The 22,591-nt window shown below is 54.7% G+C and carries 24 protein-coding genes; 15 read left to right on the top strand and 9 right to left on the bottom strand.

Going from position 1 to position 22,591, the window contains the following annotated elements:
* Positions 1-13: 13 nt before the first annotated feature.
* Positions 14-1,204 carry an NO-inducible flavohemoprotein gene (hmpA, locus tag J4614_RS18270; RefSeq protein WP_079974718.1) on the bottom strand — a complete coding sequence of 397 codons (1,191 nt, stop codon included), beginning with the start codon at positions 1,202-1,204 and terminating at the stop codon, positions 14-16.
* Positions 1,205-1,528: 324 nt separating this feature from the next.
* On the opposite strand from hmpA, the gene glyA reads away from it, so the two are divergent.
* Positions 1,529-2,782: a serine hydroxymethyltransferase gene (gene glyA, locus J4614_RS18265; protein ID WP_000919173.1), complete on the top strand. Its 1,254-nt coding sequence runs from the start codon at positions 1,529-1,531 to the stop codon at positions 2,780-2,782.
* Positions 2,783-2,977: 195 nt separating this feature from the next.
* Entirely contained in the window at positions 2,978-4,117 is a 1,140-nt protein-coding gene (locus tag J4614_RS18260; RefSeq protein ID WP_001173729.1) for a 3-phenylpropionate MFS transporter, read from the top strand.
* Here the strand turns inward: J4614_RS18260 and csiE are convergent.
* Entirely contained in the window at positions 4,112-5,389 is a 1,278-nt protein-coding gene (csiE, locus tag J4614_RS18255; protein ID WP_000982966.1) for a stationary phase inducible protein CsiE, read from the bottom strand. The two genes, J4614_RS18260 and csiE, sit on opposite strands and share 6 nt — an antisense overlap.
* A 125-nt stretch (positions 5,390-5,514) precedes the next feature.
* On the opposite strand from csiE, the gene J4614_RS18250 reads away from it, so the two are divergent.
* Entirely contained in the window at positions 5,515-6,153 is a 639-nt protein-coding gene (locus tag J4614_RS18250) for a DUF1007 family protein (protein WP_000843761.1), read from the top strand.
* A complete protein-coding gene (locus tag J4614_RS18245) occupies positions 6,144-7,130 on the top strand; it encodes a nickel/cobalt transporter (protein WP_024155026.1) in 987 nt (328 codons plus the stop codon). Before J4614_RS18250 ends, J4614_RS18245 begins: the two co-directional genes overlap by 10 nt.
* On the opposite strand, the gene asrC is transcribed toward J4614_RS18245, so the two are convergent.
* The 5 genes from asrC to suhB all read right to left on the bottom strand — a co-directional run bounded on the left by asrC (position 7,131) and on the right by suhB (position 12,028).
* Complete coding sequence (gene asrC / locus J4614_RS18240; RefSeq protein WP_000020685.1) at positions 7,131-8,144, bottom strand: sulfite reductase subunit C; 1,014 nt, start codon at positions 8,142-8,144, stop codon at positions 7,131-7,133.
* Between the two features lie 10 nt (positions 8,145-8,154).
* Positions 8,155-8,973, bottom strand: coding sequence for an anaerobic sulfite reductase subunit AsrB (gene asrB / locus J4614_RS18235; RefSeq protein WP_000017587.1), 819 nt, complete (start codon positions 8,971-8,973; stop codon positions 8,155-8,157).
* A gap of 3 nt (positions 8,974-8,976) precedes the next feature.
* Positions 8,977-10,020: an anaerobic sulfite reductase subunit AsrA gene (gene asrA, locus J4614_RS18230; protein WP_000985214.1), complete on the bottom strand. Its 1,044-nt coding sequence runs from the start codon at positions 10,018-10,020 to the stop codon at positions 8,977-8,979.
* A gap of 181 nt (positions 10,021-10,201) precedes the next feature.
* Entirely contained in the window at positions 10,202-11,080 is an 879-nt protein-coding gene (locus tag J4614_RS18225) for an alpha/beta hydrolase (protein WP_024155027.1), read from the bottom strand.
* 144 nt (positions 11,081-11,224) lie between these two features.
* Positions 11,225-12,028 (bottom strand): inositol-1-monophosphatase, encoded by an 804-nt coding sequence (gene suhB, locus J4614_RS18220; RefSeq protein ID WP_000553473.1) that lies wholly within the window; start codon positions 12,026-12,028, stop codon positions 11,225-11,227.
* 118 nt (positions 12,029-12,146) lie between these two features.
* Between suhB and trmJ the strand changes: the two genes are divergently transcribed.
* The 11 genes from trmJ to sseB all read left to right on the top strand — a co-directional run bounded on the left by trmJ (position 12,147) and on the right by sseB (position 21,039).
* Positions 12,147-12,878: a tRNA (cytosine(32)/uridine(32)-2'-O)-methyltransferase TrmJ gene (gene trmJ / locus J4614_RS18215; protein WP_000940033.1), complete on the top strand. Its 732-nt coding sequence runs from the start codon at positions 12,147-12,149 to the stop codon at positions 12,876-12,878.
* Positions 12,879-13,037: 159 nt separating this feature from the next.
* Positions 13,038-13,532, top strand: coding sequence for a Fe-S cluster assembly transcriptional regulator IscR (gene iscR / locus J4614_RS18210; RefSeq protein ID WP_001241346.1), 495 nt, complete (start codon positions 13,038-13,040; stop codon positions 13,530-13,532).
* Between the two features lie 180 nt (positions 13,533-13,712).
* Positions 13,713-14,927 (top strand): cysteine desulfurase, encoded by a 1,215-nt coding sequence (gene iscS / locus J4614_RS18205; RefSeq protein ID WP_000775263.1) that lies wholly within the window; start codon positions 13,713-13,715, stop codon positions 14,925-14,927.
* 27 nt (positions 14,928-14,954) lie between these two features.
* Positions 14,955-15,341, top strand: a complete 387-nt coding sequence (gene iscU / locus J4614_RS18200; RefSeq protein WP_000331704.1) for a Fe-S cluster assembly scaffold IscU — start codon at positions 14,955-14,957, stop codon at positions 15,339-15,341.
* A 28-nt stretch (positions 15,342-15,369) separates the two neighbouring features.
* Positions 15,370-15,693, top strand: coding sequence for an iron-sulfur cluster assembly protein IscA (gene iscA, locus J4614_RS18195; RefSeq protein ID WP_000028952.1), 324 nt, complete (start codon positions 15,370-15,372; stop codon positions 15,691-15,693).
* A 195-nt stretch (positions 15,694-15,888) separates the two neighbouring features.
* Complete coding sequence (gene hscB, locus J4614_RS18190; RefSeq protein WP_000384398.1) at positions 15,889-16,404, top strand: co-chaperone HscB; 516 nt, start codon at positions 15,889-15,891, stop codon at positions 16,402-16,404.
* Between the two features lie 12 nt (positions 16,405-16,416).
* Complete coding sequence (hscA, locus tag J4614_RS18185) at positions 16,417-18,267, top strand: Fe-S protein assembly chaperone HscA (protein ID WP_001196651.1); 1,851 nt, start codon at positions 16,417-16,419, stop codon at positions 18,265-18,267.
* A gap of 1 nt (position 18,268) precedes the next feature.
* The gene (gene fdx, locus J4614_RS18180) at positions 18,269-18,604 is read left to right on the top strand and encodes an ISC system 2Fe-2S type ferredoxin (RefSeq protein ID WP_001124466.1); all 336 of its coding nucleotides are present in this window, start codon (positions 18,269-18,271) and stop codon (positions 18,602-18,604) included.
* A gap of 11 nt (positions 18,605-18,615) precedes the next feature.
* Positions 18,616-18,816 carry a Fe-S cluster assembly protein IscX gene (gene iscX, locus J4614_RS18175; RefSeq protein WP_000523621.1) on the top strand — a complete coding sequence of 67 codons (201 nt, stop codon included), beginning with the start codon at positions 18,616-18,618 and terminating at the stop codon, positions 18,814-18,816.
* 53 nt (positions 18,817-18,869) lie between these two features.
* Positions 18,870-20,153 carry an aminopeptidase PepB gene (gene pepB / locus J4614_RS18170; RefSeq protein WP_000133546.1) on the top strand — a complete coding sequence of 428 codons (1,284 nt, stop codon included), beginning with the start codon at positions 18,870-18,872 and terminating at the stop codon, positions 20,151-20,153.
* Positions 20,154-20,262: 109 nt separating this feature from the next.
* Positions 20,263-21,039, top strand: a complete 777-nt coding sequence (gene sseB, locus J4614_RS18165) for an enhanced serine sensitivity protein SseB (protein WP_001522413.1) — start codon at positions 20,263-20,265, stop codon at positions 21,037-21,039.
* Between the two features lie 36 nt (positions 21,040-21,075).
* Here sseB and timP read toward each other — a convergent pair whose 3' ends face one another.
* Together timP and sseA are read right to left on the bottom strand one after the other, a co-directional pair.
* Complete coding sequence (gene timP, locus J4614_RS22190; RefSeq protein ID WP_242617172.1) at positions 21,076-21,192, bottom strand: small toxic inner membrane protein TimP; 117 nt, start codon at positions 21,190-21,192, stop codon at positions 21,076-21,078.
* A 415-nt stretch (positions 21,193-21,607) separates the two neighbouring features.
* A complete protein-coding gene (sseA, locus tag J4614_RS18160; protein WP_000205242.1) occupies positions 21,608-22,450 on the bottom strand; it encodes a 3-mercaptopyruvate sulfurtransferase in 843 nt (280 codons plus the stop codon).
* Between the last annotated feature and the right edge of the window lie 141 nt (positions 22,451-22,591).

Here is a 22,591-nt window from a genome sequence, read left to right as displayed (position 1 = left end):
GGATTTCTTGCAATTACAGCACTTTATGCGGGCCGAAGCATTCGTAATGAATGTTTTCGTTATTCACGCCAAGGGAAACCAGTTGTTTTGCGGCAAACTGCATAAAGCCTACCGGGCCGCAAAGATAGAACTGCATTGCCGGATCGCTGATTGCGGCTTCCAGTTTGCTTAAATCCATCAGCCCTTCGCTGTCAAAGACGCGTTGGGCGCGATCGGCCTCGGTCGGTTCGCGGTACCAGGTATGGGCAGTGAAACGCGGCAGTGTACGGCCCAGCTCGCTCACTTCGTCGGCAAACGCATGAACGTCGCCGTTCTCCGCCGCGTGGAACCAGTTCACCTGCGCGGTATGCTGTCCTTTCGCCAGCGTATCGAGCATCGCCAACATCGGCGTCTGGCCGACGCCAGCGGAAATCAGCGAAACGGGGGTATCAGCGGCGACATTCATAAAGAAGTCACCTGCCGGCGCAGCCAGATGTACCACATCGCCCACGCTGGCGTGGTGGTGTAACCAGTTTGATACCTGGCCGCCGTCTTCACGCTTCACGGCAATACGGTACCCTTTGCCATCGGGTTTACGGGTCAGTGAATATTGGCGGATCTCCTGATGCGCAAAACCTTCCGGCTTCAGCCAGACACCCAGATACTGCCCGGGACGGTATTCCGCCACCGTACCGCCGTCGACCGGTTCAAACTCAAAGCTGGTGATCAGTGCGCTACGTGGGATTTTCGCAACGATGCGGAAGGGGCGCGTGCCTTCCCAGCCGCCGTCTTTGCTGGCGTTCTCGTGATAAATCTCGGCTTCCCGATGAATAAAGACGTTAGCCAGTACGCCATAGGCTTTGCCCCACGCGTCCAGCACCTCCTGGCCCGGGTTGAACATTTCGTCCAGCGTCGCCAGCAGATGCGTCCCGACGATGTTGTACTGCTCCGGCTTAATCTGGAAGCTGGTGTGCTTCTGCGCGATTTTTTCTACCGCCGGCAGCAACGCCGGTAAATTTTCGATATTGCTGGCGTAGGCCGCGATAGCATTAAACAGGGCTTCGCGCTGATCGCCGTTACGCTGGTTGCTCATATTGAAGATTTCTTTGAGCTCCGGATTATGCGTAAACATACGGTCGTAGAAGTGGGCGGTCAGTTTCGGTCCTGTTTCAACCAGCAGGGGAATGGTGGCCTTTACTGTAGCGATGGTTTGTGCGTCAAGCATACGTGCTTCCTTTATGTGAAAATCTAATGATGTATATCAAATGCATCTTATAAAAATACCCTTGCATTGTAAATGGTTCTTCTCTGCTTTACGTTATGGAGGTAACAACGTGAAAAATCTGCATCACAAAGCTGAAAAGAAATCCGTTGAAATTCGTCAGGCTCTCGTTCAGGAAACCCTTATCTGACGCATAGGTAATCGTTTGCGTAAAAACCTTTGTCAAGACCTGTTATCGAAGAATGATTCGGTTATACTGTTGGCCGAAGTCCCACGGACTGCCTTTTCAGGCACAAATTTTATTGTTAGCTGAGTCAGGAGATGCGGATGTTAAAGCGTGAAATGAACATTGCCGATTATGATGCCGAGTTGTGGCAGGCTATGGAGCAGGAAAAAGTACGTCAGGAAGAGCACATCGAACTGATCGCCTCCGAAAACTACACCAGCCCGCGCGTGATGCAGGCGCAGGGGTCTCAGCTGACCAACAAATACGCTGAAGGTTATCCGGGCAAGCGCTACTACGGCGGTTGCGAATACGTTGATATTGTAGAGCAACTGGCTATCGACCGCGCGAAAGAACTGTTCGGCGCCGACTACGCTAACGTGCAGCCGCACTCCGGTTCTCAGGCTAACTTCGCTGTTTACACCGCGCTGCTGCAGCCGGGCGATACCGTTCTGGGTATGAACCTGGCGCAGGGCGGCCACCTGACTCACGGCTCCCCGGTTAACTTCTCCGGTAAACTGTACAACATCGTACCTTACGGTATCGATGAGTCCGGTAAAATTGACTATGACGAGATGGCGAAGCTGGCCAAAGAGCACAAGCCGAAGATGATTATCGGTGGCTTCTCTGCCTACTCTGGCGTGGTTGACTGGGCAAAAATGCGTGAAATCGCTGACAGCATCGGCGCATACCTGTTTGTCGACATGGCGCACGTGGCGGGCCTGATTGCCGCAGGCGTTTACCCGAACCCGGTTCCGCACGCTCATGTTGTCACCACCACCACCCACAAAACCCTGGCGGGTCCGCGCGGCGGCCTGATCCTGGCGAAGGGCGGCGACGAAGAGCTGTACAAAAAACTGAACTCTGCCGTCTTCCCAAGCGCGCAGGGCGGCCCGCTGATGCACGTGATCGCCGGTAAAGCGGTAGCGCTGAAAGAAGCGATGGAGCCGGAGTTCAAAGTCTACCAGCAGCAGGTGGCGAAAAACGCCAAAGCGATGGTGGAAGTGTTCCTGAACCGCGGCTACAAAGTGGTGTCTGGCGGCACTGAGAACCACCTGTTCCTGCTGGACCTGGTGGATAAAAACCTGACCGGTAAAGAAGCTGACGCCGCGCTGGGCCGTGCTAACATCACCGTGAACAAAAACAGCGTGCCGAACGATCCGAAGAGCCCGTTCGTGACCTCCGGTATCCGTATCGGTTCCCCGGCGGTTACTCGTCGCGGCTTCAAAGAAGCGGAAGTGAAAGAGCTGGCTGGCTGGATGTGCGACGTGCTGGACAACATCAATGATGAAGCCACCATTGAACGCGTGAAAGCGAAAGTACTGGATATCTGCGCCCGCTTCCCGGTTTACGCGTAAGCGCTTATGTTGTGAAAATGGCCCGATGGCGCTGCGTCTGTCGGGCATTACTTATGCGCCATAACGTGACGCCGCCGGAAGTCATTATCCGGCGGCGTTGCCGTTTGAACTTCTCCCTCCGCTTGTTAATCTTATGTTACCCTTGCCAGCGCAACCGTTTACCGCCAGACTATCGCCTCCAAACGGGAGGGAATCATGGCATTGCATTCCACGCGCTGGCTGGCGCTCAGTTATTTCACCTACTTCTTTAGTTACGGTATTTTTCTGCCCTTCTGGAGCGTCTGGCTCAAAGGTCTTGGGCTAACGCCGGAAACCATCGGTCTTCTGCTGGGCGTGGGTCTGGTCGCGCGTTTTCTCGGTAGCCTGCTCATTGCGCCTCGCGTAAGCGATCCTTCGCGGTTGATCTCCGCGCTGCGCGTACTGGCATTGCTGACGCTGGTATTTGCGCTGGCATTTTGGGCAGGAACGCATGTCGCGTGGCTAATGGTGGTGATGGTTGGGTTTAACCTCTTCTTTTCACCACTGGTGCCGCTGACCGATGCGCTGGCCAATACCTGGCAAAAGCAAATTACCCTGGACTATGGTCGGGTGCGGCTGTGGGGGTCTATCGCCTTCGTGATAGGGTCGGCGCTGACCGGTAAGCTGGTGAGTTTATACGATTACCAGGCGATTCTGGCGCTACTGACGCTCGGCGTCGCCTCGATGTTGCTGGGTATGTTGTTACGTCCCAGCGTGCCGCCGCAAGGGGAAAGCCGTCAGCAGGAGAGCGCAGGCTGGCCCGCCTGGCGTACGCTGGTGGCACAAAGTTGGCGTTTTCTCGCCTGCGTCTGTTTGCTGCAAGGGGCGCACGCCGCCTACTATGGTTTTAGCGCCATCTACTGGCAGGGGGCTGGCTATTCAGCATCGGCGGTCGGCTATTTATGGTCGTTGGGCGTGGTGGCGGAAGTGATCATTTTCGCCCTGAGTAAAAAGCTATTCCGCCGGTTTAGCGCCCGCGACTTGCTATTGCTTTCTGCTGTGTGCGGGGTGGTACGCTGGGGGCTGATGGGCTGGAGTACGGCGCTGCCGTGGCTGATTGTGATACAAATCCTGCACTGTGGCACGTTTACCGTTTGCCATCTGGCCGCCATGCGTTATATCGCTGCGCGTCAGGGAAGCGAGGTGATTCGTTTGCAGGCCGTCTATTCCGCTGTGGCGATGGGCGGCAGCATCGCGATTATGACAGTATTTGCCGGTTTTCTGTATCAACATCTGGGCGGCGGCGTATTCTGGATTATGGCGCTGGTGGCATTGCCCGCTATCTTTCTTCGGCCCAAAGTGGTTGCCGCGTCATGATTCCAGGATCTTGCGGATCTGCTGCTGTTGGTGCTCTGTGAGGGCGCGATCCGCATGAATTAACGGCGGTGAGAAGAGCGGTAGCGGCGTGGCGTAAGGGGTAACAATCAGCGCTACGCCGCGCGGGCATCCCTCTTTTTGAAACGCCTGGAGCGATATCCGTCTGATATTCAGCGGCAACAGGGTCAGTTCACGCAGTTGCTGCTCAATATGCGTCTCCAGCGCATCATTTTTATCCGCTAACAATACGATCTGTCTCTCATGCAAATCGTTATCCTGCATCAGCCAGGCGCCGAAAATCACTGCCACCAGCCCCGTCTCTTCCTCGGAAAAGTGGACACCATATTCGGCTTCAAATCCGGCTAGCGCCTCACGTGTGGTACGAACCAGACGCGGATAAAGACGGTTGAACTCTTCCGGAAGCGTATTATCGATGCCAATCGTGAATAAACTTCGGTTCAGCGCCTGGGCGAGATGGACATACAGCTGATCGTTAAGCCCTTGTTCGTCGCTGAAGCGTACGTTCCCTTTTTCTCGAAAGCGCAGCACCAGCCGCGCCACCTCCAGTCGCAGTTGCTGCGCCCGTTGATGCGTGTCGCGAATCGGGTCGGGGAGGCGAATCATTGAAAACAGTAACGCCATAAACAGCGCTTCATTGAGCGGTGCGGCCTGCATCACGTGGCGCTGCCAGTGACGACCAATTTCCTGGGCGAGTGGATATTCCGCGCACGACTGCGCCCAAATCTGCTGTACAGGGTTGAATTCCGGGGTGATGCCAGCATGGTGTTGTAGCAGACAATACTGTAAAAAGAGACGCAGGAACTGCACGTCGCGATGTTCAAATGGTTTTTGCAACCGGCGGGCGCACAGATTGATGAGCGCGTGAAGATTAATATCATCATACAGCGGACGCGCGATACCGCGCTGTTTTAGCGCGTTTTTTAAGGCCGGGGTAAACTGTTGCGTGACGAAGGTCGGGCATAAACGCAGGCCGCGCCTGAGCCAGTGTAAAAGGCAAAGGCGCTGATCGAGTGCTGTACCTTCGATCCGATAGCAACCGTTCTGGCATGTTGTGATGGCAAGGCGATGATAGCGCTGGATCTCCAGGCTTGTCTCAGTGATATCCTCACGGGCAGTATCATCATCAACGCCATTAAGCGCGCTGAAGATTTCCACCGTGGCAATTGGCTCCGGCTGGAAAAGCGTCAGCAATACCTGACAGCGGCGCTGGGGAGCGGAAAGTACAGATGGTGGGGCAATTGTCGGCATCATCTGTCAGGTCTCCCGTTAGTTTGTCTGGTAAGGATAGCTAAAGTTTGCGTGTGAAAAATGTGATAAGCGTGCTTTTAGGCCAGGAATGCTGAGGAGCGTCACAGAATTTTTATCGCGAGGAACAGATGAAGTCAGTGAAACGCAGCGCCTTAACACTATTTCTTGCCGTTTTATCTTTCGTGGCGGCGGCGCATCCGCACAGCTTCATCCGTCTGCAAACGCAGGTGGTCAGTGAAAATGAGCAATTTGTGGCGTTAAAAATGCGCTGGACAATGGACGCGCTGACGTCCGCAGATCTGCTGTATGACGCCGGAAACGCGGCGCCGGGGTCAGAAATATGGAAAAAGTTGGCGGCGGAAGTGATGGCTAACGTACTTGGGCAGCACTACTTTACAGAAGTGTGGCGCAATGGCGCGAAAGTGAAGTTTAAAAACAGGCCGACAGAATACGATATGACGCGTGACGCGCATCAGGCGGTATTGACCTTTACGCTGCCGCTGGCTGAACCGCAGCCGTTAAGCGGTCAGACTTATACCTTTTCAACGTTTGATCCCTCTTATTATGTCGATATGCATTATGACCAGGACAGCGATATCACGATGCCGGAACCGCTGCGCGAAAAGTGTCGGATTCAGGTTTATACTCCTGCGCCCGGCGAAGAGACACTACGTTTCGCCCAGTCGCTGGATAAAGAGGACGCGCCGCCGGAGGATATGGATTTAGGTAAACAGTTTGCCCAAACGGTGACCTTGCAATGTCAGTAATTTTTTCTCAACGCGCTCCGGGGCGGCGCTGGCTCTCGCTGTGGCCATTGGCGTTATTCCTGCTACTGATGCTGGTTGGCGGTCTGTGGGTGTGGCAGGCCTGGCCGCAGGTGATGTTGAAAAGCGCTCTTTGGCAGCGGGACGTAAATCAGCAGTTGAGCGCGCTGCTTAACGCGGTGGCGACGCATCCCGAGCGGGCGGGCGGATCGTTGCTTCTGCTGAGTTTTATGTATGGCGTGCTTCATGCGCTGGGGCCGGGACACGGCAAAGTGGTGATCGCGACATGGCTGGCGACGCATCCTTCGAAGCTGAAATCGAGTATCGTGTTAACCCTCGCCGCCGCGTTATTGCAGGGGCTCGTGGCTATCGGGTTGGTGGTGGGCGTGCTGACCGTATTGCAACTTCCGGCCAGACAGCTCCATCTGAGCGGTTTCTGGCTGGAAAAGGGGAGCTATGCGTTAGTTGGCGGGCTGGGCATCTTGCTGTGCTGGCGGGCCATAAAAAGGTTACGCGCGCTGCTACGTAAACCTGTCTTTATCGCTTTTACGCCGCGCCATGTTCACCATGAAAAATGCGGCTGCGGACATCAGCATTTACCGACGCAGGAACAATTGCATAGCGGCGATGACTGGCGCGCGCGACTCATGATCGTACTGTCTATGGGGATGCGGCCCTGTTCCGGCGCGATAATGGTGCTGTTATTCAGTAAAGTGATTGGCGTTTTTAGCTGGGGAATGGCGTCGGTACTGGCGATGGCGGCGGGAACCTCGCTAACGATTACCTCGCTGGCGCTGCTGGTACACACTTTTCGTGCTCTGGCGGTGAAGCTCAGTGGAAACAAAGCGCCGGCGTTATGGCGGCAGGTAGGCTGGTCAACGCTGGCGCTGGCCGGAGGGGTCATACTGCTTGTCGCGGCGCTGGTCATGTGGTTTAGCGTGCCGCAGCCTGTGGGCGGGCTGCGGCCATGGCGTGGTTGATTAGTGCCCGGCGGGTTTGAGATGCATCCGCGCGACGGATTCGTCTTCGGCCCAGTAAATGCGTTCGGCGACCATCGCTTCCGGATTGAGCTGAACGCCGCGCAGTACCCGTTCTTTAAAACGCAGGTAGCCGCCTTTGTCGATCAGATGGCCCATATGGAGATAGATCGGTTTTCCGCCGAGCATCTCTTTTTCAAATTCATACAGGTTAACGATCACCTGCTTTATCACATCTTCAGTCACCCAGTTGAGGAAGAGCTTGCCGACGCGCGGCGTCTTTTTACTGGTGCGTCCGCCCAGACGGACTTGCCAGAGCTGATCCGGCTTACGTTGCCAGGCCAGCGTCGGACAGGCCAGCACGCACTCGCCGCAGCCGATACAGGCGGACTCTTCTTTGACCGCTTTGCCGTTCTTCAGCGCCAGGCAGCCTACCGCGTGGTGACTACAGGCCTTCACGCAGGCGCCGCAACCGATACAGCGATCGGCAGTGAAGCGCATTTTCGCCACGCCAATAATCCCCAGATCGGCCATTGACGCCTTCGCGCAGTCATTCGGGCAGCCGACGATGACCGTTTTGAGATGATAAGGGCTGGGATAGACCAGTTTTTCAAGACGACGGGACAGACCGGTCGTGTCAGTGTTGGCTTTCTGGCAAATGCGGTTCCCCTGACAGGCGACAATATTTCGCCCGCCAATAGCGAGATAGCCCGCTTTGGTATCCTCAACCTGGACGTCGCACAGTTCTATTTCAATCTCGCGAAGAAACGGCTCCAGCGCGGCGTTCACGTTGTCGATATCTTCGTAACGGATACCCGGCATCGCCAGCTTCTGGCGGGTAGTGAGGTGAATTTGTCCGTTGCCCCAGGTTTCGGCGATGTCACGCGCCACCGTTAGCAAATGCGCGGGCAAAATACCGCCGGGAATGCGGACGCTGATCATGGCTTCGCCGCGCACTTTTGACAGGCGATATTCGTTTTTCGCACGGGCTTTAATGATATCAATATCAATGCTCATGATGTTCTCCTTAATCGGCAAAACGTTGCGCGACGGCGTAGTTAAATATCGGGCCGTCGGTGCAGACATACACTTCGCCCATACGGCAGTGGCCGCACTTCCCGACGGAGCAGGCCATCCGGCGTTCGTAGTCCACCCAGATTTGCTCCGGCTTGAGCCCTTTTTGCAGCAGCATTTTTACGGTAAAGGTAATCATTATTGGCGGCCCAACGACGATGGCCTGCATGGTGTCGATATCGCTAAGCGTCATGTCGGCAAGCCGATCGGTCACCCGACCAATCTGGTAACGGTCATCAGCCTCGCCTTCATCCAGCGTGAGCACCAGATTATGTTTGCCGCGCCACGTTGCCATTTCTTCTTTGTACAGCACGCAATCGCGATTTTTATAGCCGAGAATCATATCCAGTTGACCAATTTCCTGCGGATTCTCAACGAAATAGCGCATTAAGCCTTTCACCGGCGCGACGCCCGTGCCGCCTGCGACAACCAGTAAGGGTTTATGGCGCAGCGTATCGACCGGATAGCCATTGCCATAGCAGCCGCGTAGCCACACGTTGTCGCCTTCTTTCAGCGTAAAGAGGGCGCTGGTCACTTTTCCGACATTACGAATCAGCAGATCTATCCAGCCGTCGCCGTAGTCGGAAACGGAGATGGGCGCTTCGCCGACGCGCGGCAGCGACACCTCAACAAATTGCCCCCAGTGCGCGGGAAAATCGACGGCCACGCGGAAATTCCACTCCAGCGGCGTGTGGCGAGTAATACTGAGGATGCGGTACGCCGCAGGCAGCAAACTGTGCTGCGGTTTATCATGACAGGAACAATGTGACATGCGTTATGCCTCCTCTGCCAGCGCCTGCCGAACGGCAGCAGTCATTTTATTGATAATCAAAGAAAATTTGATGTATTGTGGGCAGCGATCGTCGCAGCGGCCGCAGCCGACGCACATATGTTCAATGCCGTTGCGCGCTTTGTAGTCATTGACCTTATGCAGGGCGCGGTAGCGCAGACGCTCGCCGGGTTTTTCGCGAAAACCATGACCGCCGGCCATGTCGCTAAAGCCTGGCACCATGCAGCTTGCCCACTGGCGGCGGCGTTCGCCGCGCTGCGGATTTTCATCATAGGCGACGTCAAAGACGCTATAGCAGGTACAGGTTGGGCACCCGGTAGTGCAGCGGCCACAACTGATGCAGCGGCTGTCGTAAGCGTCCCATAGCGGATGGCGGGTGAGAATGTCGCGAATTTTTTGCGGATCGCGGCAAACGCTGTCCGGCGTGACGACGGTTTCCCGGTTTTCGCTGACGAAAGAGGGGGTATAGTCAGCCTCCTGCCCCAGCCCTTGTATCGCCGCCTCGATAAAGGGATCGCGGATGCTGACAAGCGCGCCTTCATCGCTAAAACGCATAGCGGCGCTATAACAGTCAGTTTTATTAGTACCCATTGAGACGCAGAAACAATTTTCGAAGCTTTCTTCACACTCAATAAGGACGAAACGAATATGCTCCCGTAGCAGTTGATAACTGTAATCGGAATTATTCCCATTTGATAAATACATATAATCCAGCCGCGACATGGCGTTAATGTCGCAGGCGCGGGCAAAGACGATTATCGGGGAGGTGTCTGTCTCGGCAATTTGAATGGTGTCTTTATCGAAATAAAAGAGCGTTTCGGTGATAGGGGCAATAATGGTATTCGGCGACATGTGCGATTTCTCGTGCCAGATGAGATCGCGCCAGCCGCTAATTCGTTGATAAATAATGTTGTCAGTGTCGGAAAAACGTCCGCCGCGAAACTCTGCGGACGGGGCAAACACGCGCCATTTTTTGTTTAATCGCTGGATAAGCAAACTAAACTCGTCAGGCGTAATTTTGATAGCCATCACATACTCCACAGTAATATTCAGGAAAAACAAATGAAAATAAATTGTTATAAAAATAAGTTGAATATTACTGTTACGCTAGCGCTAATCCACCGCCTTCGCTAACGGGAAAAAATGGTTTTTACTATCGGTATAATAAATATATTCTTAGTCATAAAATATGCATATATACAGCGTCGCGCTATTTAGCGGATAGCGCGGTCTGAATAAAATTAATCATTGCATCGCGGTAAAGGTTTTCATAACGCCCGGAAAGAGCATCAATGTGATCGCCGCCAGGAATGAAGATTTTTTGTTTGGGCTCTTGGGCGAGGGCATACAATTTCTCACTGTCCTGCCAGGGAATAACATGGTCTGCCGTGCCATGAAGAATCAATACCGGAATGGGGCTGACGCTGGCGATATTGCGATCCGCGCTATAGCGGTCATCAAGCAAATAGCCGCTGCCCGGGATCATCTGGTTGGCGATGGAGGAATAGGATAAAAACGTTGAGTCGAGGATAATCGCACGTATGCCCGCCTGGTCGGCGTAGCGCATATTTGCGCAGCCTACGCAGTGGCCTACGGCGGCCAGTACATTATTGCCGCCCAGGCTCTGCCCCAGCAGTACCAGGCGCTCGGGATTAACGTCGTCGCGATGCCGCACATAATCTATCGCGCTTTTCGTATCGTCCTGTAACCCCTCTTGTGATGGGGTGCCCTCAGATTCGCCAAAACCACGGTAATCAAACATAAACAGGTTTACGTTGCGTTCTGGCAGCCAACTGACTAACGGCCAGTGCGCCGACATATTTCCGGCGTTGCCATGGACATGAATCACCGTCGCGACGGCGTTTTCCGGCCTGCCGAAAGCAGTGGGAATAAACCAGCCGTGCAGATGCGTGCCATCTTTGGCGGTAAAGGTAATGGATTCAGCTTCGGCAGGGGTTGGCCCATAGACTTTATTGACCGGGTAATAAAAGGCCTTGATTGCTACGCGGGGTAGCAGGTAAATACAGACCACAATGATAAACAGAATAAAAAGGGATTTGACGATGCGTCGGGTATGTTGAAGGGTCATGTTCGCTTCCTTGCCGCTTTATGCCAATAGCGGAGCAGGGAGCGATCGTACAAAAACATGCAGGCAAGTAAAGCGATGAGGCTGTGTTTAGGAAAAACGCCTGAAAAGGCACGGCGGATGAGTAGCCCCATCCGCCGAAGAGACTTAGCGCTTCAGCGCATCGCTCAGTTCGTCGCGCATATTCGCCAGCATGGCTTTAACGACGCGCGGATTCCCCGCCACGATATTACCGGTCATCATGTAGTTATGACCGCCGGTGAAATCGCTGACGATACCGCCCGCTTCACGAACCAGCAGTTCGCCCGCGGCGAAATCCCACGGACGAAGGCCAATTTCAAAGAAACCATCGACACGACCTGCAGCCACATAGGCCAGATCCAGCGCGGCGGAACCGGTGCGGCGGAAATCGGCGCATTCGGTGAACAGCTTGCCGATAATATTAATGTAGGTGGTCGCGTATTGTTTGGCTTTGAACGGGAAGCCGGTAGCGAGGATAGTGCCGTCCAGATCGCGAGCGGTACTGCCGCGCAGACGGTAGCCGTTCAGTTGCGCGCCCTGACCGCGGGTGGCGGTGAACAGTTCGTTACGCATCGGATCGTAAACGACAGCCACTTCAGTACGGCCTTTAATGCGTACAGCAATGGAAACAGAGAAGTGTGGCAGACGTTTGATGAAGTTGGTGGTGCCATCCAGCGGATCGATAACCCATTGAACATCCTGATCTGTGCCAACGTGCTCACCGCTTTCTTCGGTGATAATAGTGTGTTGCGGGTAAGATTTGCGAATGGTGTCGATAATTACCGCTTCAGCGGCCTTATCCACATTGGTCACAAAATCGTTACTGCCTTTTTGGCTCGCTTCTACAGCGTCCGGAGTTTCATAGTTTTTGGCAATTACATTACCCGCCTTGCGCGCTGCGCGCACGGCGATGGTCAGCATCGGATGCATCGGTCTCTCTCACTGGATGTTAAAGAACGGGAAAACGGCGCAGAGTATAGCAGCGAGATCGGAATCTGTCTTGGTTTTATGGTAAGATGTCAGAATAATCTTTAGCTGAAGAAAGACAATGCTGCAAAACATTCGAATTGTGCTGGTGGAAACCTCCCACACCGGCAATATGGGCTCTGTGGCTCGCGCTATGAAAACCATGGGCTTAACTAACCTGTGGCTGGTAAACCCGCTGGTGAAACCGGACTCCCAGGCCATCGCCCTGGCGGCAGGCGCCAGCGATGTGATCGGTAATGCGCAGATCGTCGATACGCTGGATGAAGCGTTAGCTGGCTGTAGCCTGGTGGTCGGCACCAGCGCCCGTTCCCGCACTCTGCCGTGGCCGATGCTTGATCCGCGCGAGTGCGGCTTAAAAAGCGTGGCGGAAGCAGCAAATACGCCGGTTGCGCTGGTTTTTGGTCGTGAGCGTGTCGGGCTGACTAACGATGAGTTGCAAAAATGCCATTATCACGTCGCGATTGCCGCTAACCCGGAGTACAGCTCGTTGAATCTGGCGATGGCGGTACAGGTCATCGCGTATGAAGTCCGTATGGCCTGGCTGGCGACGCAGGAAAACGGCGACGCGGCAGATCATGAAGAGACGCCGTATCCGCTGGTGGACGATCTTGAACGTTTCTACGGCCATCTGGAGCAGACGTTGCTCTCCACTGGCTTTATTCGCGAAAGCCATCCGGGGCAGGTGATGAATAAATTGCGCCGTCTGTTTACCCGCGCCCGCCCGGAAAGCCAGGAGTTGAATATTCTGCGTGGGATTCTGGCGTCTATTGAGCAGCAGAATAAAGGCAAGTAACCGCGTCAATACCGCACGGAACGCTAAATACCTGACTAATTTACTCAAGTAAATAGTTGACCAAATTACTCGGGAATGTCAGACTTGTCCCTGCTATGCAATACCCCCATTTTACAATAAAAAACCCCGGGCAGGGGCGAGTTTGAGGTTAAGTAAGACATGAGACTGACATCTAAAGGGCGTTATGCCGTGACCGCAATGTTAGACGTTGCGCTCAACTCCGAAGCGGGCCCGGTACCGTTGGCTGATATTTCTGAACGTCAGGGGATTTCCCTTTCTTATCTGGAACAGCTATTTTCCCGTTTACGTAAAAACGGTCTGGTTTCCAGCGTACGCGGGCCGGGCGGCGGCTATCTGCTGGGTAAAGATGCTGGCAGTATCGCGGTCGGCGAAGTGATCAGCGCGGTTGATGAATCCGTTGACGCGACCCGTTGCCAGGGCAAAGGCGGCTGCCAGGGCGGCGATAAATGCCTGACCCATGCGCTGTGGCGTGATTTAAGCGATCGCCTGACCGGTTTTCTCAACAATATTACCTTAGGCGAGCTGGTGAATAACCAGGAAGTTCTGGATGTGTCTGGTCGCCAGCACACGCATGACGCGCCGCGCGCCAGTGGTCGTGCGCAGGACGCTATCGACGTTAAATTACGTGCTTAATTAAAATATTACGCCATCTCTTCTGGCGGCCTCATGCGGTGAATGCCGCGGTCGTCTGAAGGATGAAGCGTAAAAAAGAATTCAGAATCAGGCCGGGACGCGGACGTCCCGTCAACACGGTCGTACATCCAGCCGGTTGCCTGATTCCTTGCATTGAGTGATGTACGGAGTTTAAGAGCAATGAAATTACCGATTTATCTCGACTACTCCGCAACCACGCCGGTGGACCCGCGTGTTGCCGAGAAAATGATGCAGTTTCTGACCCTGGACGGAACCTTTGGGAACCCGGCGTCTCGTTCACACCGTTTCGGCTGGCAGGCTGAAGAAGCCGTCGATATCGCCCGCAACCAGATTGCTGAACTGGTCGGCGCCGACCCGCGTGAAATCGTCTTTACCTCAGGGGCGACGGAGTCTGATAACCTGGCGATTAAAGGCGCTGCCAACTTTTATCAGAAAAAAGGCAAGCACATCATCACCAGCAAGACCGAGCACAAAGCGGTGCTGGACACCTGCCGTCAGCTTGAGCGCGAAGGGTTTGAAGTGACCTACCTGGCGCCGCAGCGCAACGGCATCATCGATCTCAACGAGCTCGAAGCAGCGATGCGTGACGACACCATTCTGGTTTCCATCATGCACGTGAACAACGAAATCGGCGTGGTGCAGGATATCGCAACCATCGGCGAAATGTGCCGCGCGCGCGGTATCATCTACCACGTTGATGCCACCCAGAGCGTGGGCAAACTGCCTATCGACCTGAGCCAACTGAAAGTGGATCTGATGTCCTTCTCCGGTCATAAAATTTATGGTCCGAAAGGCATTGGCGCGCTGTATGTGCGTCGTAAGCCGCGTATTCGCATTGAAGCGCAGATGCATGGCGGCGGGCACGAGCGCGGTATGCGCTCTGGTACTCTGCCTGTTCACCAGATCGTCGGCATGGGCGAAGCTTACCGTATCGCGAAAGAAGAGATGGAGACCGAAATGGCCCGTCTGCGCGGTCTGCGTAACCGTCTTTGGAACGGCATCAAAGATATTGAAGAAGTTTACCTGAACGGCGACCTTGAGCAGGGCGCGCCAAACATTCTCAACGTGAGCTTTAACTACGTTGAAGGCGAGTCGCTGATCATGGCGCTGAAAGACCTGGCGGTCTCTTCCGGTTCCGCCTGCACCTCCGCCAGTCTGGAACCGTCCTACGTGCTGCGCGCGTTGGGCATGAATGACGAACTGGCGCATAGCTCTATCCGTTTCTCTTTAGGTCGTTTTACCACTGAAGAAGAGATCGACTACACCATTGATCTGGTTCGTAAATCCATTGGCCGTCTGCGTGACCTTTCTCCACTGTGGGAAATGTACAAGCAGGGTGTGGATCTGAACAGCATCGAATGGGCACATCATTAATCGGTATCGGAATCAGGAGAATTTATAATGGCTTACAGCGAAAAAGTAATCGATCACTATGAGAACCCGCGTAACGTAGGGTCGTTTGACAACAACGACGATAACGTGGGAAGCGGCATGGTTGGCGCTCCGGCCTGCGGCGACGTCATGAAGTTGCAGATTAAAGTTAACGATGAAGGTATCATTGAAGACGCGCGCTTCAAGACTTATGGCTGCGGTTCCGCTATCGCCTCCAGTTCTCTGGTAACGGAGTGGGTGAAAGGGAAATCCCTGGACGAAGCGCAGGCGATTAAAAACACCGACATTGCAGACGAACTGGAACTGCCGCCGGTGAAAATTCACTGCTCTATTCTGGCGGAAGACGCGATTAAAGCCGCTATTGCGGATTACAAAAGCAAACGCGAAGCGAAATAAAATAGAACGTTAACATTGAGGTTTTGTTATGTCGATTACACTTAGCGACAGTGCAGCAGCGCGAGTTAATACCTTCCTGGCCAACCGTGGTAAAGGGTTTGGTCTGCGTCTGGGCGTGAGAACCTCCGGCTGCTCAGGTATGGCTTATGTACTGGAATTTGTTGACGAGCCAACGGCGGAAGACACCGTGTTTGAAGACAAAGGCGTTAAGGTAGTGGTTGACGGCAAGAGCCTGCAATTTCTGGACGGTACACAGCTGGACTTCGTAAAAGAAGGTTTGAACGAAGGGTTTAAATTCTCCAACCCGAATGTGAAAGATGAGTGTGGTTGCGGCGAAAGCTTCCACGTGTAACCGTGTTCCGCTGTTATACCGAGCATTCGTGCTGCAGAAAAGCGGCAAGCGAGTGAATCCCCAGGCGCTTACTTGAGTAAATGACTGGGGGAACCCGCGCAGACAACGCATCTGCGGCGCGAAGTAAGAAGGTATAACCCCACCGTGGTCGCCTGCGTGTGGGGTTTGTTCTGACAGGCTATCCCTGAGAATGTTATGGATTACTTCACCCTCTTTGGCTTACCAGCCCGTTATCAGATTGACACCCAGGCGCTGAGCCTTCGTTTTCAGGATCTGCAACGCCAGTATCACCCTGACAAATTTGCCAACGGCACTCAGGCGCAGCAGCTTGCCGCCGTCCAGCAATCCGCCACGATCAACCAGGCCTGGCAAACGCTGCGTCACCCTTTGACGCGCGCGGAGTATCTGCTTTCCTTACACGGGTTCGATCTGGCCAGCGAGCAGCATACGGTACGCGACACCGCGTTTCTGATGGAACAACTCACGCTTCGCGAAGAGCTGGACGATATCGAACAATCAAAAGACGACGTGCGGCTGGAAAGCTTCATCAAACGCGTACAAAAGATGTTTGATGCTCGTCTTCAGCAAATGGTGGAACAGTTGGACAACGCCGCGTGGGACGCGGCGGCGGATACGGTGCGCAAACTGCGGTTTCTCGATAAACTGCGAAGCAGCGCAGAACAACTCGAAGAAAAGCTGCTCGATTTTTAACTGGAATCTAACATGGCCTTATTACAAATTAGTGAGCCTGGTCTGAGCGCCGCGCCGCATCAGCGTCGTCTGGCGGCGGGCATCGACTTAGGCACTACCAACTCTCTGGTTGCGACGGTTCGCAGCGGCCAGGCGGAAACTCTGCCTGATCACGAAGGGCGCCACCTGTTGCCTTCAGTGGTTCACTATCAGCAGCAGGGCCATACGGTCGGTTACGCTGCGCGCGACAATGCCGCGCAGGATACGGCCAACACTATCAGCTCTGTGAAACGCATGATGGGACGCTCGCTGGCGGATATCCAGGCGCGCTATCCGCATCTGCCTTACCGGTTTAAGGCAAGCGTTAATGGGCTGCCGATGATTGACACGGCGGCTGGATTGCTCAATCCGGTACGCGTATCGGCTGATATTCTCAAAGCGCTGGCCGCGCGGGCTAGCGAATCGCTCTCCGGCGAGCTGGATGGTGTGGTGATTACCGTTCCCGCCTATTTCGATGATGCCCAACGTCAGGGAACGAAAGACGCCGCGCGGCTGGCAGGCCTGCATGTGTTGCGCCTGCTCAACGAACCGACGGCGGCGGCGATTGCCTACGGTCTGGACTCAGGCAAAGAAGGCGTTATTGCTGTTTACGATCTCGGCGGCGGTACCTTCGATATCTCTATTTTACGCCTGAGCCGCGGGGTGTTTGAAGTGCTGGCGACGGGCGGTGATTCTGCGCTCGGCGGCGACGACTTTGACCATCTGCTGGCGGACTATATTCGTGAGCAGGCGGGAATTGCCGATCGTAGCGACAATCGCGTTCAGCGCGAACTGCTGGATGCCGCGATTGCGGCGAAAATCGCCTTAAGCGATGCCGATACCGTTCGCGTTAACGTTGCGGGCTGGCAGGGGGAAATCACTCGCGAGCAGTTTAACGATCTCATTTCCGCGCTGGTTAAGCGCACGCTATTGGCCTGCCGTCGCGCATTGAAAGATGCCGGCGTTGATCCCCAGGACGTTCTGGAAGTGGTCATGGTTGGTGGTTCGACCCGTGTACCGCTGGTGCGTGAGCGAGTAGGCGAATTTTTTGGCCGCACGCCGTTAACCGCTATCGACCCGGATAAAGTGGTCGCTATCGGCGCAGCGATTCAGGCCGATATTCTGGTCGGCAACAAGCCGGACAGCGAAATGCTGCTGTTGGACGTGATTCCACTCTCTCTTGGGCTGGAAACGATGGGCGGCCTGGTGGAAAAAGTCATTCCGCGCAACACCACTATCCCGGTGGCGCGCGCGCAGGATTTCACCACCTTCAAAGACGGTCAGACCGCGATGTCTATCCATGTGATGCAGGGCGAACGCGAACTGGTGCAGGACTGCCGCTCGCTGGCGCGCTTTGCGCTGCGCGGGATTCCGCCGCTGCCGGCGGGCGGGGCGCATATTCGCGTAACCTTCCAGGTAGACGCCGATGGCCTGTTGAGCGTCACCGCAATGGAAAAATCCACTGGCGTCGAGGCCTCCATTCAGGTCAAACCCTCCTATGGCCTGACCGATGGTGAAATCGCCTCGATGATCAAGGATTCCATGAGTTTTGCCGAGCAGGACGTGAAAGCGCGTATGCTGGCGGAGCAAAAAGTCGAAGCCGCGCGCGTGCTGGAAAGTTTGACCGGCGCGCTAACTGCCGACGCCGCGCTGTTAAGCGCCGCAGAACGTCAATGCATTGATGATGCCGCCGCACATTTAAGCGCGGTCGCACAAGGCGATGATGTTGACGCCATAGAACAAGCCATTAAAAACGTAGATAAACAAACCCAGGAATTTGCCGCTCGCCGCATGGACCAGTCGGTTCGTCGCGCGTTGAAAGGCCATTCCGTAGACGAGGTTTAACATGCCGAAGATTGTTATTCTGCCTCATCAGGATCTTTGTCCGGATGGCGCAGTTCTGGAAGCTGAGACCGGTGAAACCATTCTTGACGTTGCGCTGCGCAACGGCATCGAGATTGAACACGCCTGTGAGAAATCGTGCGCCTGCACCACCTGTCACTGTATTGTACGTGAAGGCTTCGACTCCTTGCCGGAAAGTTCGGAAGAAGAAGACGATATGCTGGATAAAGCGTGGGGGCTGGAGCCGGAAAGTCGACTGAGCTGCCAGGCCCGCGTTACCGACGACGATCTGGTTATCGAAATTCCACGTTACACAATCAACCATGCGCGTGAGCATTAACAGAGGGTAGTATGGGACTCAAGTGGACCGATAGCCGCGAGATCGGCGAAGCGTTATACGACGCATATCCTGATGTCGATCCTAAAACCGTTCGTTTCACCGATCTGCATCAGTGGATCTGCGAACTGGACGATTTTGACGACGACCCTAACGCATCCAATGAAAAAATTCTGGAGGCGATTCTGCTAGTCTGGTTGGATGAAGCAGAGTAAGTCAAATAACGGGCTGCCCTACGGCGGCCCGTTTGCTAATAAGGAAAATAACAATGACAGAAGCCATGAAAATTACGCTTTCCACGCAGCCTGCCGATGCGCGCTGGGGCGATAAAGCCACTTACAGTATTAATAACGACGGTATTACCTTGCATCTTAACGGTAAAGACGATCTGGGGTTGATCCAGCGTGCGGCGCGTAAAATCGACGGCCTGGGAATAAAACAGGTCGCGCTGACAGGCGAAGGATGGGATACCGAGCGTTGTTGGGCATTCTGGGCGGGTTACAAAGGACCAAAAGGCGTCCGTACCGTAATGTGGCCGGATTTAGACGATGCCCAACGTCAGGAGCTGGATAACCGCCTGACTATTATTGACTGGGTGCGCGACACCATTAATGCTCCGGCGGAAGAGCTTGGGCCGGAGCAACTGGCGCAGCGCTCGGTGGATCTGCTGTGTAGCGTCGCGTGCGATAGCGTCACTTACCGTATCACCAAAGGCGAAGATCTGCGCGAGCAGAACTATATGGGGTTGCATACCGTAGGCCGTGGTTCTGAGCGTCCGCCGGTGCTGCTGGCGTTGGATTACAACCCGACGGGAGACAAAGATGCGCCGGTTTATGCCTGCCTGGTCGGTAAAGGTATTACCTTTGACTCCGGCGGCTACAGTATCAAACAAAGCGCTTTTATGGACTCAATGAAATCCGATATGGGCGGCGCGGCGACAGTAACAGGCGCGCTGGCGTTCGCCATTACCCGTGGGCTGAATAAACGCGTAAAACTGTTCCTGTGCTGCGCCGATAATCTGATCAGCGGCAATGCGTTTAAACTGGGCGACATTATTCGCTACCGTAATGGTAAGAATGTCGAAGTCATGAATACCGATGCGGAAGGGCGACTGGTGCTGGCGGATGGCCTGATTGACGCCAGCGCACAACACCCGCAGCTAATCATTGATATGGCGACGTTAACCGGCGCGGCGAAAACGGCGCTGGGTAACGACTACCATGCGCTATTCAGTTTTGACGATACGCTGGCGGGGCGCTTGCTGACCAGCGCGGCGCAAGAGAATGAACCGTTCTGGCGTCTGCCGCTGGCAGAGTTCCACCGTAACCAACTGCCGTCTAACTTTGCGGAACTGAACAACACCGGCAGCGCGGCGTATCCCGCTGGGGCAAGCACCGCCGCGGGTTTTCTGTCGCACTTTGTTGAAAATTACCGCGAAGGCTGGCTGCACATTGACTGTTCCGCCACTTATCGCAAAGCGCCGGTTGAGCAGTGGGCTGCCGGGGCAACCGGTCTGGGTGTGCGCACCATCGCGAATTTGCTGACCGCCTGAACGGTGTTTTTGTAGGCCGGGTAAGCGAAGCGCCACCCGGCATTTTGCCTGATGGCGACGCCGTGCGTCTTATCAGGCCTACAACCCATATACATAATTTGTGATTCCTATGTCCGAAACTAAAAATGAATTAGAAATCTTGCTGGAGAAAGCGGCGACTGAGCCCGCGCATCGTCCGGCATTTTTCCGTACTTTACTGGAGTCCACCGTCTGGGTGCCGGGCAGCGCTGCCGAAGGCGAGGCGATTGTGGAAGACAGCGCTCTGGATTTGCAGCACTGGGAAAAAGAAGACGGCACGACCGTCATTCCCTTCTTTACTTCTCTGGAGGCGCTGCAGCAGGCCGTGGAAGACGAACAGGCATTTGTGGTGATGCCGGCGCGCACGCTGTTTGAAATGACGCTTGGCGAAACGTTATTCCTCAACGCTAAATTGCCGACCGGCAAAGAGTTTATGCCGCGTGAAATCAGCCTGCTTCTCGCTGAGGAAGGCAGTCCGTTAAGTACGCAGGAAGTGCTGGAAGGCGGCGAGTCGCTTATTTTATCCGAAGTGGCCGAGCCGCCGTCGCAGATGATTGATTCCCTCACTACGCTGTTTAAAACCATCAAACCGGTGAAACGCGCATTTCTCTGCGCGATTAAAGAACATGCGGACGCCCAACCTAATCTGCTGATTGGCATTGAGGCTGACGGCGATATTGAAGAGATCATTCACGCAGCGGGCAATGTGGCGACCGACACGTTACCGGGTGACGAACCGATCGATATTTGTCAGGTGAGGAAGGGCGAGCAGGGTATCAGCCACTTTATCACCGAGCATATCGCACCGTTCTACGAGCGCCGCTGGGGCGGGTTCCTGCGCGATTTTAAACAGAATCGCATCATCTGAAGAAAAGAAAGCCGCCCAACAGGGCGGCCTCCTGGCTTACCTGCTCTGGACGTTGAGCGTTACGGGAACAGAATTACCTGGGTAGCTTCTGTCTGCGTGAAGACACAACGTGCCAGAAACAAGAAGCACGACACAAAAGCATCGTACCTTCATGTTGCGGTCCTTGCGAAGACCGCATCACGGCAGTACCGCTGGCGATAATGCCGTGATAGCAGGCACTACGGTGTGCCTGCGCTTACGGCCATGGGTTATCCTCTCCTGAAGCCAGCGCCCGTTTGCGAGACGGCGGAAAGGGCCGGGAAAGATAATACCTTAAATGTTGAATAGTTTCCCGGTAAATTATATTGACATTTGCTCCCTTAAAAGGGAGTATTAATCCCCTACGGTGTGCCTGCGTTGCTATGGCAACAAAGCCTGCTGGAAAGGCCGCGAACCGGACCAGCACAAAAAAACCGCTCAATTGAGCGGTTTTTTTGTGGCCTGCTTAAACAGTATTTATGTAGATTCGTTTTAAATCAGCCTGAACGGTAGGCCGGATAAGCGTGAGCGCCATCCGGCATGGCAGATATTAAGTGGGTTCAACCGGTAAATCGGTACGCGCGCCCCATTCGCTCCACGCGCCGTCGTAAAGCGTGACGTCAGGCACATCCAGCGTGGCGAGCGCCAGCACCACGACCGCGGCCGTCACGCCGGAACCGCAACTGGCGATAATCGGTCTGTCGAAACTCACGCCGTGGCTGAAAAAAACCTCATTCAGTTCGTCAGTGGTTTTTAATTCGCCCTCATACACCAGTTCCGTCCACGGGACGTTTAGCGCGCCAGGAATGTGTCCGCGCCTCAGCCCCGGACGCGGTTCATCAGCCTGAGCGTTAAAACGCGCCGCCGGACGCGCATCAACGATTTGCGCGGTTTTTTCATGACTTGCCAGCAATACGTCGGTGAGACGCACCACGGCTTGCGGCGCGAATTTCGCCTCAAACTCGCCTCCTTCATGCGCTTCTTCGCCTTCGCGCAATAGCCATTCGTCACGCTGCCAGCCCGCCAGTCCGCCCGCCAGAATGGACACTTTCTCGGCACCGAACGTGCGTAGCATCCACCATGCCCGCGGAGCGGAGAACAGATTGCCTTCATCGTATATGACCAGGTGTTTATCCTGGCGAACACCCAGTTCACGCATGGCCACCGCAAACGCTTCCGGGCGCGGCATCATATGCGGCAGCGGCGATGCGCGATCGGAAAGAGCTTCAATATCAAAAAACAGCGCGCCGGGAATATGTCCGGCGCGATATTCGCCCGCCATATCACGATGTTCCTGTCCTGGCGGCGCCATACGGGCGTCAAGAATCTGTATTTCCGGATCATCAATATGTTCGGCAAGCCAGTCGGCGGCGACAAAAAAGGCGGTGGTCATGGGCATCTCCATTGTTACCTGATTATGATCAAATTGTCGGACGTTTCCCGAAAAGGGACAAGTAGAAGAGGCTGTTTTGGCTGGCGAAACCACATTTCTGCGTAAAATTTTCGCATCATCACAGTAATACGGACTTACACA

Source organism: Salmonella sp. 32031103-2018-00083-FB-01-SM-01 (assembly GCF_017571995.1).
GTDB lineage: Bacteria > Pseudomonadota > Gammaproteobacteria > Enterobacterales > Enterobacteriaceae > Salmonella > Salmonella enterica.
This window is presented reverse-complemented; position numbering and strand designations above follow the sequence as displayed.

What these genes read in the sequence shown, in the direction of transcription:
- hmpA (WP_079974718.1), bottom strand. Translation starts at nt 1,204, where the DNA reads ATGCTTGACGCACAAACCATCGCTACAGTAAAGGCCACCATTCCCCTG.
- glyA (WP_000919173.1), top strand. Translation starts at nt 1,529, where the DNA reads ATGTTAAAGCGTGAAATGAACATTGCCGATTATGATGCCGAGTTGTGG.
- J4614_RS18260 (WP_001173729.1), top strand. Translation starts at nt 2,978, where the DNA reads ATGGCATTGCATTCCACGCGCTGGCTGGCGCTCAGTTATTTCACCTAC.
- csiE (WP_000982966.1), bottom strand. Translation starts at nt 5,389, where the DNA reads ATGATGCCGACAATTGCCCCACCATCTGTACTTTCCGCTCCCCAGCGC.
- J4614_RS18250 (WP_000843761.1), top strand. Translation starts at nt 5,515, where the DNA reads ATGAAGTCAGTGAAACGCAGCGCCTTAACACTATTTCTTGCCGTTTTA.
- J4614_RS18245 (WP_024155026.1), top strand. Translation starts at nt 6,144, where the DNA reads ATGTCAGTAATTTTTTCTCAACGCGCTCCGGGGCGGCGCTGGCTCTCG.
- asrC (WP_000020685.1), bottom strand. Translation starts at nt 8,144, where the DNA reads ATGAGCATTGATATTGATATCATTAAAGCCCGTGCGAAAAACGAATAT.
- asrB (WP_000017587.1), bottom strand. Translation starts at nt 8,973, where the DNA reads ATGTCACATTGTTCCTGTCATGATAAACCGCAGCACAGTTTGCTGCCT.
- asrA (WP_000985214.1), bottom strand. Translation starts at nt 10,020, where the DNA reads ATGGCTATCAAAATTACGCCTGACGAGTTTAGTTTGCTTATCCAGCGA.
- J4614_RS18225 (WP_024155027.1), bottom strand. Translation starts at nt 11,080, where the DNA reads ATGACCCTTCAACATACCCGACGCATCGTCAAATCCCTTTTTATTCTG.
- suhB (WP_000553473.1), bottom strand. Translation starts at nt 12,028, where the DNA reads ATGCATCCGATGCTGACCATCGCCGTGCGCGCAGCGCGCAAGGCGGGT.
- trmJ (WP_000940033.1), top strand. Translation starts at nt 12,147, where the DNA reads ATGCTGCAAAACATTCGAATTGTGCTGGTGGAAACCTCCCACACCGGC.
- iscR (WP_001241346.1), top strand. Translation starts at nt 13,038, where the DNA reads ATGAGACTGACATCTAAAGGGCGTTATGCCGTGACCGCAATGTTAGAC.
- iscS (WP_000775263.1), top strand. Translation starts at nt 13,713, where the DNA reads ATGAAATTACCGATTTATCTCGACTACTCCGCAACCACGCCGGTGGAC.
- iscU (WP_000331704.1), top strand. Translation starts at nt 14,955, where the DNA reads ATGGCTTACAGCGAAAAAGTAATCGATCACTATGAGAACCCGCGTAAC.
- iscA (WP_000028952.1), top strand. Translation starts at nt 15,370, where the DNA reads ATGTCGATTACACTTAGCGACAGTGCAGCAGCGCGAGTTAATACCTTC.
- hscB (WP_000384398.1), top strand. Translation starts at nt 15,889, where the DNA reads ATGGATTACTTCACCCTCTTTGGCTTACCAGCCCGTTATCAGATTGAC.
- hscA (WP_001196651.1), top strand. Translation starts at nt 16,417, where the DNA reads ATGGCCTTATTACAAATTAGTGAGCCTGGTCTGAGCGCCGCGCCGCAT.
- fdx (WP_001124466.1), top strand. Translation starts at nt 18,269, where the DNA reads ATGCCGAAGATTGTTATTCTGCCTCATCAGGATCTTTGTCCGGATGGC.
- iscX (WP_000523621.1), top strand. Translation starts at nt 18,616, where the DNA reads ATGGGACTCAAGTGGACCGATAGCCGCGAGATCGGCGAAGCGTTATAC.
- pepB (WP_000133546.1), top strand. Translation starts at nt 18,870, where the DNA reads ATGACAGAAGCCATGAAAATTACGCTTTCCACGCAGCCTGCCGATGCG.
- sseB (WP_001522413.1), top strand. Translation starts at nt 20,263, where the DNA reads ATGTCCGAAACTAAAAATGAATTAGAAATCTTGCTGGAGAAAGCGGCG.
- timP (WP_242617172.1), bottom strand. Translation starts at nt 21,192, where the DNA reads ATGAAGGTACGATGCTTTTGTGTCGTGCTTCTTGTTTCTGGCACGTTG.
- sseA (WP_000205242.1), bottom strand. Translation starts at nt 22,450, where the DNA reads ATGACCACCGCCTTTTTTGTCGCCGCCGACTGGCTTGCCGAACATATT.